Genomic DNA, 13,977 nt, shown 5'->3' on the forward strand with positions numbered 1-13,977 from the left:
GGCGTCGATGTCCATCTTCGTGGGTCGCGCCCGACCGGTCGAGCCCCCGGCCGTCCTGGCACGCGCCAAAACCGGGACGAAGCGGGAATGCGGACGCGATGGGCGTAGTTGATCAGCGCTGATCGGCTGTTCGCTCCCCGGAGGAAGGCGTCCCGTGAAGACGATGCGTGCTGTTCGGCTGTCCGAGCCTGGGCCTGTGGAGAACCTGCGGGTGGTGTCGTTGCCGGTTCCGGGGGAGCGGGACGGGTGGGTGCGCATCCGGGTCGAGGCGTTCGGGGTCAACCGGTCGGAGTTGAAGCTTCGGCTCGGGATGAGCGAGGGGGTCAGTTTTCCTCGGGTGCCGGGGATCGAGGCGGCCGGGGTCGTTGACGCCGCGCCGGAGGGGAGCGGGCTCGTCGTCGGGGAGAAGGTCGTCGCGATGATGGGGGACATGGGGCGTACCTACGACGGCGGGTACGCCGAGTACACGTCGGTGCCGTTGTCGCAGGTCATTCCTGTGGAGACCGATCTGCCCTGGGAAGTGCTCGGTGCTCTGCCGGAGATGGTGCAGACCGCCTACGGGTCGTTGACCGTCGGGCTTGATCTCCAGCCCGGGCAGACGTTGTTGATTCGGGGTGGGACTTCTTCGGTGGGGCTCGCCGCTGCCGCGTTGGCTCGGTGGCGGGGGGCGACGGTGCTCGCCACTACGCGGCGAAAGGATCGGTTGGCCGCGCTCGCGGAACACGGCGTCGATCATCCGGTGCTGGACGACGGTGATGTCGCGCGTGCCGTGCGGGAGCTGTACCCGGACGGCGTGGACGCCGCGCTTGATCTCGTCGGCACGCCGACGCTGCCCGACACCTTGCGCGCGGTGCGCGTCCACGGGACGGCCTGCTTCGGCGGCAGCCTCTCCAACCAGTGGACGGTGCGCGACTTCTCCCCGAACGAGTACCTGCCGCGCGGCGTCCGCCTGGCGGGCTACTTCGGCGACGCCGCCGACCTGCCGCGCGCGGCCTTCCAGGAGATCCTCGACGCGGTCGCGGCGGGCGACCTCGCCTTCCCCGTCGACCGCGTCTACCACGGGCTCGACCAGGTGCGGCAGGCCCACGACGACATGGAGCGGAACCGGGCCACCGGCAAACTCGTCGTCCGCCTGGACGCCTAGCCCGGCTACCGCTCCGCGAACCGCCCCAGCACCAGCGCCATCCGCAGCGTGAACGCGTTGCGGCCGTCCGCCGGGGCCAGCCCCGTCAGCTCCGCGACGCGCCGCAGCCGGTACCGGACGGTGTTCGGGTGGACGAACAGCAGCCGCGCCGTCGCCTCCAGCGACGAGCCCTGCTCCAGATACGTCGTGAGGGTGTCCAGCAGCGGCGCGCCCGCCGCGAGCATCGGCCGGTACACCGCCTCGACCAGGTACTCGCGGGCCGCGTCGTCCCCGTCCAGGGCGCGCTCGGGCAGCAGGTCGTGCGCGTGGACGGGCCGGGGCGCGTCCGGCCAGCCCGCCGCCGCGCGCAGCCCCGCCATCGCCGCGCGTGCCGACACCGTGGACTCGTACAGGTCCGCGACGGACGGCCCGACGACGACCGGCCCGGGGCCGCACTTGGCGGCGATGACGCGGGCCGCGCTCATCGCGTCCTCCGCGCCGCCGACGATCACCACGACGCGGCGGCCCTGCACGCCCGCCAGCACGTCCACGCGGGCGCGGCGCGCGGCGAGCTGCATCTGGTCGATGGTGACCTCGGGCTCCTCGTCCTCGGGGGTCTGCCCCGCGACGACCGTCACCGGCTTGGACGTCCAGCCGAGCGCCGCCGCCCACGAGTGCATCCCGTGGTCGACCTCGCCGCGCAGGACGGCGTTCACCACCAGCGCCTCCAGCCGGGCGTCCCACGCGGCGCGCGTCTCGGCGGCCTGCGCGTACACCTGCGCCGCGCCGAACGCGACGTCCCGCGTGTACCGCAGGATCGCCTCGCGGAGCTGCGCCGTGCCGCCGGGCGCGGCGAGGTCGTCCAGCCGTGTCTCGACCACGTCGATGATCACGCGGACCATGTCGACGGTGTGCCGCAGCTTGATCGACCGCATCAGCTCGCGCGGCGCGGTGCCGAACACCTCGCCCGCGATGGCGGGCCGGGACTGCTCGCCGTTCTTGAAGTACTCCACGAACGCCGCGATCCCGGCCTGCGCGACGAGCCCGATCCAGGACCGCTGGTCGGCGGGCATGCGCCGGAACCAGGGAAGCTGCTCCTCCATCGAGGCGAGGGCGGCGGTGCCGAACGTGCCCATCGCCTTCTCCAGGCGTTCGGTCGTCCGCGCGCGGATCAGGTCTTCGCTGGCGTTGTCCACCCGTCCAGAGTGCCACCGATCCGGTGGTGCGGGGACCTGAAGGTCCTGGTCGCGGCCGGTCGGCCGCGTGCGGCGCGGCGTTCCCAGCGCCGCCGCCAGAGCCGCCGCAGCAGGCGCAGGACGCGCGACCTCACGACGCCGTCCCGAGCGCGATGCGGGTGAGGGAGCGCAGCGCCGTCGTGCCGGGCCGCAGGTAGGCGCCGTGCGCGCCCGCGCCCGCGTCGAACGGGCGCGCGCCGAACGCGGGCGACACCGGGTCGCGGCCGAAGCCGAGCCCGGCGACGCGGACGTGCGGGACGTACCGCGTCCAGTCGCCGCGCGACCGCGCCGCCCAGACGCGCGCCGTCGCGCTGACGTCCGCCGCGTCCGCGCGCGTCGTCCCCGGGCTCCCGTACAGCGCGATGTCGGTGACGGACCCGCCGAGGCGCGGCCCGGCGATCCCGCACACGACGCTGCCGTAGCTGTGGCACAGCAGCGCGACGGTCGCCCGCGCGTTGACGCGCCGCAGCCCGCCGACCAGGTCCGCCAGCGCCCGCGCCCCGTCGCGGGCGCGGCCCGCGGTGAGCACCGCCGGGCTCCGCGTGGACGGCGCGTCGTATCCCAGCCACGCCACCACGGCGAGCCGGACGCCGGGGGCGGTCCGCCGCGCCTCGGCGGCCAGCGCCCGCGCGCCGCCGCCGACCCAGACGGCCCCGTCGAAGTGCGCGAGAGACCCGTCCGCGCCGGGGACGAGCACGGCGATCCGGTCGGCGCGGGCCAGGTCGCCCAGCACCTCGACGGCCCGGCCGCCGCGCGCGTCGAACGCCAGGAACGTCCGGCCGCCCGCCAGGAACCGGCTGAACGCCGGGTCGCCGGTCGCGGCGATCTCCGCGCGGACGGCCGCGTACCGGGCGGGGAGCCCGGCGGCGGACACCGCCGTGTCGAGGGGGGCGGGGGGCGCGCCGGGGACGGCGAGGCCCGCGGCGGTGAGGGCGAGCGGCGCGGCGAGCAGGCGCATCGGGGGCGGTCCTTCCTGGTCGACGGGGGTCTGCACCAGGAAGGTAGGTTTTTGTGGTTGTCGCTTTGATCAACCCGTGGTGGGGTCTTTCGCGGTACTACCGGGGTATCACCCCGGTCAGTCGCCGGGCCGGACGAGCCCCACCTCGTACGCGTACACGATCGCCTGCGGCCGGTCGCGCAGCCCGAGCTTCATGAGGACGCGGCCGAAGTGCGTCTTCACCGTCTGCTCCGCGACGATCAGGCTCTCGGCGATCTCCCCGTTCGACAGGCCCCGCGCGACCAGCGCCAGGACCTCGGTCTCCCGCTCGGTCAGCTCGTCCAGCTTCCCGCGGGACGGCGCGCGCGGTGCGCCCAGCCGGGAGAACTCCGCGATCAGCTTGCGCGTGACCGACGGCGACAGCAGCGCGTCGCCCGCCGCGACGACCCGCACCGCGTCGGCCAGCTCGCCCGCCGACGCGTCCTTCAGCAGGAAGCCGCTCGCGCCCGCGCGCAGCGCCTCGTAGACGTAGTCGTCCAGGTCGAACGTGGTGAGCATCAGGACCTTCGGGGCGTCGGCGGCGGCCAGCAGCCGCCGCGTCGCCTCCAGGCCGTCCATCACCGGCATCCGGACGTCCATCAGCACCACGTCCGGCCGCAGCTCCGCGACCCGCGCCAGGCCCGCCGCGCCGTCCGGCGCCTCCCCGACGACCTCGATGTCCGGCTGCGCGTTCAGCAGCACCCCGAACCCCGAGCGCACCATGCCCTGGTCGTCGACGATGACCACGCGCACCGTCATGCCGAGCCCCGGACGGGCAGGTCGGCCTCCACCGCGAAACCTCCTTCGGGCGTCGCCCCGGCGGCCAGGCCGCCGCCGAGCATCGCGGCCCGCTCCCGCATCCCGACGATGCCGTGCCCCGAACCGGGCGGCGATCCCGTGGGCCGCCGCCCCGGCGGGCCGTTGACGACGCGCAGCGCCAGTATCCCGCGCTCCCGGACCGCGCTCAGCGCCACCCGCGACCCGGGCGCGTGCCGCATGGCGTTGCTCAGCGCCTCCTGGACGATCCGGTACGCGGTGAGCTGCACGCCCGGCGGCAGGTCGGCCAGGCCGTCCGACACCTCGGCCTCGACCGTCAGGCCGGTGCCGCGCGCGCCCGCGACCAGCTCGTCCAGCCGGTCCAGGCCCGGCTGCGGGGCGGTGTCCGCGCCGTCCTCCGAGCGCAGGACGCCGAGGATGCGGCGCATCTCGGTGAGCGCGTCCAGCGCCGTCGCGCGGATCTCGGCGAGGTCGCCGCGCGTCTCGTCCGGCAGCTCCGCGACGCGGTAGGGGGCCGCCTCCGCCTGGATCGCGATCATCGACATGTGGTGCGCGACGACGTCGTGCAGTTCGCGGGCGATCCGCTGCCGCTCCTTCAGGACGGCCTCCGCGTCCCGGTGCCGCTTGGCCTCGGCGGCGAGCCGCTGCCGGGACGTGCGCCGCGACCGGACGAGGTAGCCCGCCAGCAGCGGCAGCAGCACCAGGACCGTGCCGCCCGGCCCGACGTCCGGCCCGCCCTTGATCCACACCCCGGCGGCGGTGATCAGCGCGACGCCCGCCGTCGTCCGCCGCTCGCAGCGGACCGCCACGGCGAACAGCGCGGCGATCATCGTCAGCGACCCGGCCGGGACGAACGGGACCGACAGCCAGCCCCGGACGTCCACCACGGCCATCGACACGAAACTGAACCGCCACGCGCCCAGCGGATGCCGGTCCAGCAGCAGCAGCGGCAGGCACACCGCCAGCGCGATCAGCAGCAGCGTCGCCGCGGACGGCGGCGACACCTCCCACGCCCCCGGCTGCGGCGGCGCGTGCGGCGGCCGGACGGGCCGGTGCAGCTCGCCGAACAGGTTCGAGTACGCCGCCGACACCATGAGCAGCGTGACCAGCGCCAGCAGCGCGTTCACCAACAGCCCAAACGGCAGCCGCCCGATCCCGACCGCCCGCGTCCAGCGCAGCCCGCGCGGCCACGGGCGGTCCAGCGGCGCGGGGTCGGCGCGGCCCGTCAGCGCGGCCGACGCGATGCCGCCGAGGATCACCGACCGCAGCCGCGGCCCGGCGTCCGGCTCGTCGTCGCTCATGCCGACCAGGCTAGGGACCGCAGGTCACGACCCGAATGCCACCGTGGTCCGACACCGGCGTCATACCGGGGTAGGGGTCGGCCGCCCCGGAAATGTCACCGGCGCCGCGTACGGTCGGCGGGGTGAACCGCACGGACCGGTTGTACGCCCTCGTCGAAGAACTGCGCGCCCGCGCCCCGCGCCGCGTCGCCGCCCGCGAACTCGCCGAACTGTACGAGGTGAGCGTGCGCACCATCGAACGCGACATCGGCGCGCTCCAGCAGGCGGGCGTCCCCATCTGGGCGGACGTCGGGCGCGGCGGCGGGTACACGCTCGACCCGAGCCGCACGCTGCCGCCGCTGAACTTCACGCCCGCCGAGGCCGTCGCCGTCGCGATCACCCTCGCGCGGGCCGGGGGCTCGCCGTACTCGCGGTCCGCGCGGACGGCGCTGCAGAAGATCGTCACGGCGATGTCTGCGGGGGACGGCGCCGCGGCGCGGGACCTCGCCGGGCGCATCCACTTCCTCGCCCGGCCGGACGCGGCGCGGCCCGCGTCCGTCCCGGCGGTCCTCGAAGAGGCGATGACCGCGCGGCGCGTCGTCCGGCTCGCGTACGCCGACGTCGCCGGGACGGTCACCGACCGCGACGTCGAGCCCGTCGCGTTCACGGCGGGCTCCCGCGCCTGGTACCTCATCGGCTGGTGCCGCCTGCGCGGGGCCGCGCGCGTGTTCCGCATCGACCGCGTCCGCCGCGCGGTCCTGCTGGAGGAGACGGCCCCGAACCGCACGTTCGAGGAGCTCAAGGTGGACCACCCGGACCTGGTGGCTCAAGAGTTGGTCTTGTAACGGCGACTTCTGGAAACACCGACAGGGGGTTGTCGCGACGCCAGTGCAAGCTCGTCCCACGGAATCCGGCAGCCCGCCGGTCGAGTGGAGGGATGAAGGATGAGCGCTCCGGCCTACAACTCGGTGGCCTGGTTCGAGATCGGCACCGACCGCCCCGCGGAGACGCGGCGGTTCTTCGGCGAGCTGTTCGACTGGACGTTCGCCGTCGGCGAGGACGGCGAACTGGCGTACCAGGAGATCACCGCGCCCGGCGCGACCGCGCCGAGCGGCGGGATCTTCCCGTCCGGCGGCAAGTTCCCCGACTACGCGGTGTTCTACGTGCTCGTGCGGGACGTCGCGGAGACCGTCGCCCGCGCCGAGGAGCTGGGCGGGAAGGTGATCGTGCCGCGCACGGAGACGGAGCGGGGCCTGGTGTTCGCGCACCTCGCCGACGCCGCCGGCCACCACTTCGGCGTCTTCACCCCGCCCGCCGCCTGAGCCCGGGACCGGCCGCTCCGGCGCGGGTCCGCACACGGCCGCGCGCGTCCGCCTGCGCGCCCGCCCGGAACACGGAACCGGCCCCCGCCCGAACGGGCGGGGGCCGGTCCGCTGCGGAGACCGCGACCTACACCTTCGCGGTCTCCCCGGCGCGGGGGCCTGCCGGGAGGTGCCTCCCGGCGGGACACCGCCGACGTCGGCGCGCCGCCCGGCTGGCGGCGTCCCCGGCGCGCGGCCCCGGCCGGACTCCTACCGGGTCAGGCGTCGCCCCCGGTGTTGCTCTCGGCGCTGCCGACGCCGCCCGCGAAGACCGCGCTGACCGGCGCGTCGAGCCGGTACTTGGCGATCGCCGCCGTCAGGTCCTCGTGCTTGACGTCGCCCTGGTGGGCGAGCCTGCTGAGGACGGCGAGCACGATCGACGCCGCGTCCACGTGGAAGTGCCGCCGCGCCGCCGCGCGAGTGTCGGAGATCCCGAACCCGTCCGTGCCGAGCGAGCTGTAGTCGCCGGGCACCCACGGCGCGATCTGGTCGGGGACGGCCCGCATGAAGTCCGACACCGCCACGACCGGCCCCGGCACGTCGCCCAGCGCCCGCGTCAGGTACGGGACGCGCTGCTCGGCGTCGGGGTTGAGCAGGTTCCACTCCTCGCAGGCGCGCGCCTCGCGGGCCAGCTCGTTCCACGACGTCGCCGACCACAGGTCAGCGCGGACGCCCCAGTCCTCGGCGAGCATCCGCTGCGCCTCGGCCGCCCACCGCCCGGCGACGCCGGACGCGAGGATCTGCGCGCGCGGCGCGGTGCCGTCGCCGCCGATCGCGGGGGCTTCGGCGAACCGGTACAGGCCCTTGAGCAGCCCGTCCACGTCGAGGTTCTCCGGCGCGGCCGGCTGCTGGTACGGCTCGTTGTAGACCGTCAGGTAGTAGAAGACGTTCTCGCCGTCGGGGTGTTCCTCGGACGAGCCGTACATGCGGCGCAGGGCGTCCTGCGTGATGTACGCCAGCTCGTACGCCCACATCGGGTCGTAGTGGACGCACGCCGGGTTCGTGGCGGCCAGCAGCGGCGAGTGCCCGTCCGCGTGCTGGAGCCCTTCGCCGGTCAGCGTCGTGCGGCCCGCGGTCGCGCCGAGCAGGAACCCGCGGCCCATCTGGTCGCCGAGCGCCCACATCTGGTCGCCGGTCCGCTGGAACCCGAACATCGAGTAGAAGATGTAGACCGGGATCATGTGGACGCCGTGCGTGGCGTACGCGGTGCCCGCCGCGATGGTCGAGGCCATCGACCCCGCCTCGCTGATGCCCTCGTGGAGCATCTGGCCCTGCTCGGACTCCTTGTAGGAGAGCAGGAGCTTGCGGTCCACGGCCTCGTACGTCTGCCCGTGCGGCGAGTAGATCTTGGACGTGGGGAACAGCGAGTCCATGCCGAACGTCCGGTACTCGTCCGGAGCGATCGGGACGAACCGGGCGCCGATCTCCTTGTCCTTGATCAGGTCCTTGAGCAGCCGGACGAACGCCATCGTGGTGGCGACGTTCTGCTTGCCCGACCCCTTCTTCAGCTCCCCGTACGCGGCGTCGCCCGGCAGCGCCGGCGGCTTGGCCCGCACGACGCGCTTCGGCAGGAAACCGCCGAGCGCCGCGCGCCGCTCGCGCATGTACTGGATCTCGTCGGAGTCCTCGCCGGGGTGGTAGTACGGCGGCAGCTCGCCCTCCAGCGCCGAGTCCGGGATGTCCAGGTACAGGCGGTCCCGGAACTCCTTCAGCTCGGCCTTGGTGAGCTTCTTCATCTGGTGCGTGGCGTTGCGCGCCTCGAAGTCGGTGCCGAGCGTCCAGCCCTTGATCGTGTGGGCGAGGATGACGGTCGGCTGGCCGACGTGCTCGCGGGCCGCCTTGAACGCCGCGTACACCTTGCGGTAGTCGTGGCCGCCGCGCGACAGCTTGCGCAGCTCGTCGTCCGACAGGTGCTGGACGATCTTGCGCAGCCGCGGGTCGTCGCCGAAGAACTTCTCCCGGATGTAGGCCCCGGACTCGACGGTGAACGTCTGGAACTGGCCGTCCGGCGTGGTGTTCATCTTGTTGACGAGCGCGCCGTCGGCGTCCTGCGCGAGCAGCGGGTCCCAGTCGCGGCCCCAGACGACCTTGATGACGTTCCAGCCCGCGCCGCGGAAGAACGACTCCAGCTCCTGGATGATCTTGCCGTTGCCGCGCACCGGCCCGTCGAGCTGCTGGAGGTTGCAGTTGACCACGAAGGTCAGGTTGTCCAGCTCCTCGCGGGCGGCCAGGCCGATCGCGCCCAGCGACTCGGGCTCGCCCATCTCGCCGTCGCCGAGGAACGCCCACACGTGCGAACGGGACGTGTCCTTGATCTTCCGGTTGTAGAGGTACCGGTTGAACCGGGCCTGGTACACCGAGTCGATCGCGGTGAGCCCCATCGAGACGGTCGGGAACTCCCAGAAGTCCGGCATCAGCCGCGGGTGCGGGTACGACGACAGGCCGCCGCCCGGATGCGACATCTCCTGCCGGAAACCGTCCAGTTTCTCCTCCGGCAGCCGTCCTTCCAGGAACGCGCGCGCGTAGATGCCCGGCGCGGCGTGGCCCTGGATGAACACCTGGTCGCCGGACTCGCCGTGGTCCTTGCCGCGGAAGAAGTGGTTGAAGCCCACCTCGTACAGCGACGCGGCCGACGCGTACGTGGCGATGTGCCCGCCGACGCCCAGGTTCGGGCGGTTGGCCCGCGAGACCATGATCGCCGCGTTCCACCGGATGTAGGCCCGGATGCGGCGCTCGATGTGCTCGTCGCCGGGGAACCAGGGCTCCCCTTCCGGCGGGATGGTGTTGATGAAGTCGGTGCTGCGCAGGCCGGGCACGCCGACCTGCTGCTCGCGCGCCCGCTCCAGGAGGCGGAGCATGACGTAGCGAGCCCTGCTGCGCCCCTCGGTCTTGATGACCGTGTCCAGCGATTCCAGCCATTCCCGGGTCTCGTCCGGGTTGATGTCCGGCAACTGGGTGGGCAGGCCGTCGCTGATGATCGAAAAGCGTTGACGTCCGGAAGCCACGGGGTCCCCTCTTGCTTACCGTTTCTGCTGGTGGGCCTCCTGCCCCCCGATGGGGGGCCTGATGCCCTGGAACGACTGTTGGTCGCAGTGGTTCGTGATCCATCGTCGCCGTTCGTGGCGGCTAACGCATCTCTACCAACCGGTAACCATTCTCCCCGGTCGGAGGGGGTGCGGCCCCGTCCGGGGTGCCTCCGGGCCGCGCGGTGGACGGGCGGTTCGTGCCGGTTCGCCCGCGGGGTGCGTCGTGCGGGGCCGATCGGGTAGACCGGACATCGTGGAGAGCACTGTCATCGAGGCGACCACGGGCGGGCACGAGACCGTCCACGACATCACCGCCGAGTGCGCCCGGTTCGCCGCGAGCGCGTCCGGCGGCGGGGACGGGCTGCTGCACGTCTTCGTCCCGCACGCCACGGCGGGCGTCGCCCTCATCGAACTCGGCGCGGGCAGCGACGACGACCTGCTGGCCGCCCTCGGCGACCTGCTGCCCGCCGACGACCGGTGGCGGCACGCCCACGGCTCCCGTGGCCACGGTCGGTCACACGTGCTGCCCGCCCTCGTCGCGCCCTACGCGACGATCCCCGTGCTCGGCGGCCGCCCCGCCCTCGGGACCTGGCAGTCGGTCGCCCTCGTGGACCTCAACGTCGACAACCCCGACCGCCGCGTCAGGTTGTCGTTCCTCGCGGGATGAACATGGGTTGTTACGCTCGGTGGGCGGGCGGTCACCGCGTTTCCGGTGATCGGCCAATGTCGCCGCCAAAAGCCGGGAAGACACTTGCGCGACGGCCCCACCCTTGTGTGGACTGTCCCGCAAACGCCGCGTCGGCGACCGCCCGCGAGCAGCGGCGGGAACGGCGCGGACTGACGACAAGGGGAGGACTTTCGTGAGCGCGACCGCGGGTCAGGCGCAGACGGAGCGCAGCCTGGCCGAACGACTCGGCCTCAAACCGGGTCAGGTGGTGCAGGAGATCGGTTTCGACGACGACGTCGACGAGGCGCTTCGCCGCTCCGTCGAGGCCGTCACCGGTGAACTGGTCGACGAGGACTACGACGACGTCGTCGACGTCGTGCTGCTGTGGTGGCGCGAGGACGACGGCGACCTGTTCGAGGGCCTCACCGACGCGATGGTCGGGTTGGACGGCGGTGGCCAGATCTGGCTGCTGACCCCCAAGGCGGGCCGCGACGGCCACGTCGAGCCGAGCGAGATCGGCGAGGCCGCGCAGACCGCCGGGCTCTCGCAGACGAGCAGCATCAGCGCTGCCGGGGAATGGTCGGGCACCCGCCTGGTCGCGCCCAAGGTCCGCAAGTAGGGGTCGGCGCCGTCCGGGCGAGCGCCCCGGAGCCCCCGCGCGGGCGCGCCCCGGCGCGGCCGGTCGGCGGCCCGGGCCGCCGCGCCCACGGCCGGCGCGCCCCCGCCCACGACGGGCGCGTCCATCCCGGGCCCGCCGCCTTCGGGGCCGCGGGCTCTGCCACCGCGCGCCCACCGCCCCGCGCCCCGTCGACCACGGGGATGCGAGGGGTCGGGGCGGTGGGAGACTGGCGGCGCGTCCCGCGACCGCGGGGCGCGGACCGAACCCGCCCGCGCGCGGGAACGACCGCTGGAGGGGCCTTGACCGTCAACGTCGGCGACACCGCACCGGACTTCGAGCTGAACGACCAGCACGGAACCCCGGTGAGGCTGTCCGGTTTCCGGGGCGACAAGACCGTCGTCCTCGTCTTCTACCCGCTCGCGTTCAGCGGCGTCTGCACCGGCGAGCTGTGCGCGATCCGCGACGAACTCCCGACCCTCGGCGGCGACGACGTCCAGGTCCTCGCCGTCTCCGTCGACTCGATGTTCGCGCTGCGCGCCTGGTCCGACCAGGAGAAGTACCAGTTCCCGCTGCTCTCGGACTTCTGGCCGCACGGTGAGACCGCCCGCCGCTACGGCGTCTTCAACGAGGACAAGGGGATCGCGACCCGCGGCACCTTCATCATCGACACCGAGGGCGTCGTCCGCTGGAAGGTCGAGAACGCCATCCCCGACGCCCGCAGCCTGGACGACTACCGCAAGGCCCTCCAGAGCCTCTGAAGAGAACCCCTCCCGCATCGCGCCAGGCCGCCCGCCTTCCGTCCCGTCGCGGCGCCCCGCCTTGCGACTGGACGGGAGCGGCGCGGACGGCCTGTTCGACGTCCTGGCGCGGACCGTCGAGGCGACGCTGGCGGCGGCGCCGGCCGACGCGGGCGCGGACGCCGCGATGGCCGCGCCGGGGGCCCGCGCGATGATGGGCTCGGCGGTCGCGGCGATCGAGTGGTGGCTGCACGCCGATCCGGGCACGCCGCGCGCCGTCCTCGTCGGCTACCCGGCGGACCTGGCGTGGAACGGCGGGCGGGCGCTGCCCGGCGACTGGCTCGGTTTCGGCGGGGCCTAGGGCCGTTCGGCCAGCAGGTCGGTGACCGTCCGCTGGGCGGTGCGGGCGACCTCGTCGGCGGGCGTGCCGGTGAGCGCGGCGATCTCGGCGGTGCCCAGGGCCGTCCAGACGCCCGCCATCTGGGGGACGGACGGCATCGGCGGGGCCGCCGCGCACAGCCGCTGGAAGCGGCGGATCTCGGGATCGTCGGAGACCGTCGCGGTGAGGGCGACCGGGCTGGAGATCTCCGCCGACAGCGCGGCCATCACGCGGTTCTGGGACAGGTACTCGGCGAACAGGTCGTGCGCGATCTCCCGGTTCGGACCGTTCTTGATCATGACCAGGGCGTGGACGGACGTGAAGCCCGTCGCGGGACCGCCGTCGGCGAACGGCGGGACCGGGTCGACGGCGACGGCCAGGCCGGCGCGGCGCGCGTGGCGCAGGCCGTCCGAGCTGCACAGCAGGAACGGCGCCTGACCCGACGTGAACAGCTCGAACGCCTCGTCGTCGCCCATCGACGGGGTCAGCAGGCCCTCGCCCGCCGTGCCGAGGGAGCGGAGCCGGTCGAACGCGGCGACCGACTCCGGGGCGTCCAGGCGGACGCGGGACGGGTCCCAGTGCCCGGCGGCGTCGCGGCCGAACAGCGCGCCGCCCGCGCTGGTGAACAGCGGCCAGACGTGGAACGGGTTGCCCTTCGGGCCGACGCGCGCCGCGAACGGGACGCGCGCCCGGCCCGCCGCGCACAGCTCGCGGCCCGCCGCGACCATGTCCTCGAACGTCGCCGGGGCGTCGGGGGCGAGCGCGACGTTGCGGATCAGCGCGACCGTGTCGACGGTCGAGGGCACGCCGTACAGGTCGCCCTCGTAGGTGAGCGCGTCCAGCGCCCAGGCGGGGAACGCCTGCCGCTGGTCGGCGGCGAGCGCGGTCGGCTCGATGACGCCCTGCCGGACGAGGTTGCCGATGAGGTCGTGCGGGCAGATCAGCGCGTCCACGACGTCGTCGCTGCCGCGGTTCTCGGTGACGAAGCGCTCCGAGGCGAGGTTGGGGTGCCAGTCGCCGGTGCGGAACGTGACCTCGACGCCGTACGCGGCCTTGAAGTCCTCGTTGAACCGGGACAGCGCGGCGGCGCGGCCGGGGCTGGTCTGGACGCGCAGCCGGGGCTGGAGTTCGACGAGGCGGCCGTACTCGTCGCGGAGCCAGCGGGCCCCGGCGGCGTCGGTGAAGCCGACCTTGGCGCGTTTCGTCGGATTGTCCTGCACTCGGCCCTCCACGGGGACTTCGGAGAATTCCGCCTCTGCCGCCGGTGGGACGACAGCATAGTGGACCTTGTTCCCGTCGGTCGTCCCGTCCGGCCCGAGGATGGTCATATAAGCCTGGTACACAGGTGTTTCCGAGGCATTGCGCAGATAAACCCCCCAGCCGCGCCGGGGATGCCGCCCCCACCACGCCGACACGAGCGTGGCCTGCGCTTTCCGCGCCTCGTCGTCCCGCTTCCGCCGGGCCTCCTCGTTGACCCGGTCCCGCTCCGACTCGATCAGATAAGTACGCCGGGCGGCCACCGCCGCAACAGCGGCGAACAAGAGCGCAACAAGCGTGGCGAACGCAGAAATCCAGTCAGGAACATCCCCGAGCCCAATGGCCGCACTCGCCAAGGAGAACCGCTCCCCACAATTAGAAGAAGGGCAGAAGTGACACAGGAAAAGCGCCACGGCCCGGAGAGTGCGGCCCTCACCAGCGACTACACCCCGACCGCGCCACGGCCAGAAATGATCCCACCCCGAAAGAAAACACGTCAATACGACCCAACCGAAACCAGCCCGGAAGACAGACCCCAAA

The 13,977-nt window shown here is 73.5% G+C and carries 13 protein-coding genes; 7 read left to right on the top strand and 6 right to left on the bottom strand.

What is annotated here, in order from left to right:
* Positions 1–163 precede the first annotated feature (163 nt).
* Positions 164–1,144 carry a zinc-binding dehydrogenase gene (locus G339_RS0111205; protein WP_026341348.1) on the top strand — a complete coding sequence of 327 codons (981 nt, stop codon included), beginning with the start codon at positions 164–166 and terminating at the stop codon, positions 1,142–1,144.
* A 5-nt stretch (positions 1,145–1,149) separates the two neighbouring features.
* Here the strand turns inward: G339_RS0111205 and G339_RS0111210 are convergent, their stop codons facing one another.
* The 4 genes from G339_RS0111210 to G339_RS0111225 all read right to left on the bottom strand — a co-directional run bounded on the left by G339_RS0111210 (position 1,150) and on the right by G339_RS0111225 (position 5,412).
* Positions 1,150–2,319, bottom strand: coding sequence for a PucR family transcriptional regulator (locus G339_RS0111210; RefSeq protein WP_019631173.1), 1,170 nt, complete (start codon positions 2,317–2,319; stop codon positions 1,150–1,152).
* Between the two features lie 130 nt (positions 2,320–2,449).
* Positions 2,450–3,352, bottom strand: coding sequence for an alpha/beta hydrolase (locus G339_RS33265; RefSeq protein WP_205625525.1), 903 nt, complete (start codon positions 3,350–3,352; stop codon positions 2,450–2,452).
* An 81-nt stretch (positions 3,353–3,433) separates the two neighbouring features.
* Complete coding sequence (locus G339_RS0111220; RefSeq protein WP_019631175.1) at positions 3,434–4,093, bottom strand: response regulator; 660 nt, start codon at positions 4,091–4,093, stop codon at positions 3,434–3,436.
* Positions 4,090–5,412, bottom strand: a complete 1,323-nt coding sequence (locus G339_RS0111225) for a sensor histidine kinase (protein WP_019631176.1) — start codon at positions 5,410–5,412, stop codon at positions 4,090–4,092. The genes G339_RS0111220 and G339_RS0111225 overlap by 4 nt, the downstream gene beginning before the upstream one ends.
* Positions 5,413–5,534: 122 nt before the next feature.
* Between G339_RS0111225 and G339_RS0111230 the strand changes: the two genes are divergently transcribed.
* Together G339_RS0111230 and G339_RS0111235 are read left to right on the top strand one after the other, a co-directional pair.
* Entirely contained in the window at positions 5,535–6,236 is a 702-nt protein-coding gene (locus G339_RS0111230) for a helix-turn-helix transcriptional regulator (protein WP_019631177.1), read from the top strand.
* Between the two features lie 99 nt (positions 6,237–6,335).
* A complete protein-coding gene (locus G339_RS0111235; protein WP_019631178.1) occupies positions 6,336–6,713 on the top strand; it encodes a VOC family protein in 378 nt (125 codons plus the stop codon).
* Positions 6,714–6,970: 257 nt separating this feature from the next.
* Here the strand turns inward: G339_RS0111235 and aceE are convergent, their stop codons facing one another.
* Positions 6,971–9,757, bottom strand: coding sequence for a pyruvate dehydrogenase (acetyl-transferring), homodimeric type (gene aceE, locus G339_RS0111240; protein ID WP_026341349.1), 2,787 nt, complete (start codon positions 9,755–9,757; stop codon positions 6,971–6,973).
* Between the two features lie 274 nt (positions 9,758–10,031).
* Here aceE and G339_RS0111245 point away from each other — a divergent pair, with 274 nt between their 5' ends.
* The 4 genes from G339_RS0111245 (at position 10,032) to G339_RS0111260 (ending at position 12,162) form a co-directional block, all read left to right on the top strand.
* Complete coding sequence (locus G339_RS0111245) at positions 10,032–10,445, top strand: YjbQ family protein (protein ID WP_019631180.1); 414 nt, start codon at positions 10,032–10,034, stop codon at positions 10,443–10,445.
* A 193-nt stretch (positions 10,446–10,638) separates the two neighbouring features.
* Positions 10,639–11,064: a DUF3052 domain-containing protein gene (locus tag G339_RS0111250; protein WP_019631181.1), complete on the top strand. Its 426-nt coding sequence runs from the start codon at positions 10,639–10,641 to the stop codon at positions 11,062–11,064.
* A gap of 299 nt (positions 11,065–11,363) precedes the next feature.
* Positions 11,364–11,822, top strand: a complete 459-nt coding sequence (locus tag G339_RS0111255) for a peroxiredoxin (protein ID WP_019631182.1) — start codon at positions 11,364–11,366, stop codon at positions 11,820–11,822.
* Between the two features lie 61 nt (positions 11,823–11,883).
* Positions 11,884–12,162, top strand: a complete 279-nt coding sequence (locus tag G339_RS0111260) for a hypothetical protein (protein WP_019631183.1) — start codon at positions 11,884–11,886, stop codon at positions 12,160–12,162.
* Here the strand turns inward: G339_RS0111260 and G339_RS0111265 are convergent.
* Positions 12,159–13,721, bottom strand: coding sequence for a sugar ABC transporter substrate-binding protein (locus tag G339_RS0111265; protein WP_169514727.1), 1,563 nt, complete (start codon positions 13,719–13,721; stop codon positions 12,159–12,161). The two genes, G339_RS0111260 and G339_RS0111265, sit on opposite strands and share 4 nt — an antisense overlap.
* Between the last annotated feature and the right edge of the window lie 256 nt (positions 13,722–13,977).

It is taken from the genome of Actinomadura atramentaria DSM 43919 (assembly GCF_000381885.1).
GTDB lineage: Bacteria > Actinomycetota > Actinomycetes > Streptosporangiales > Streptosporangiaceae > Spirillospora > Spirillospora atramentaria.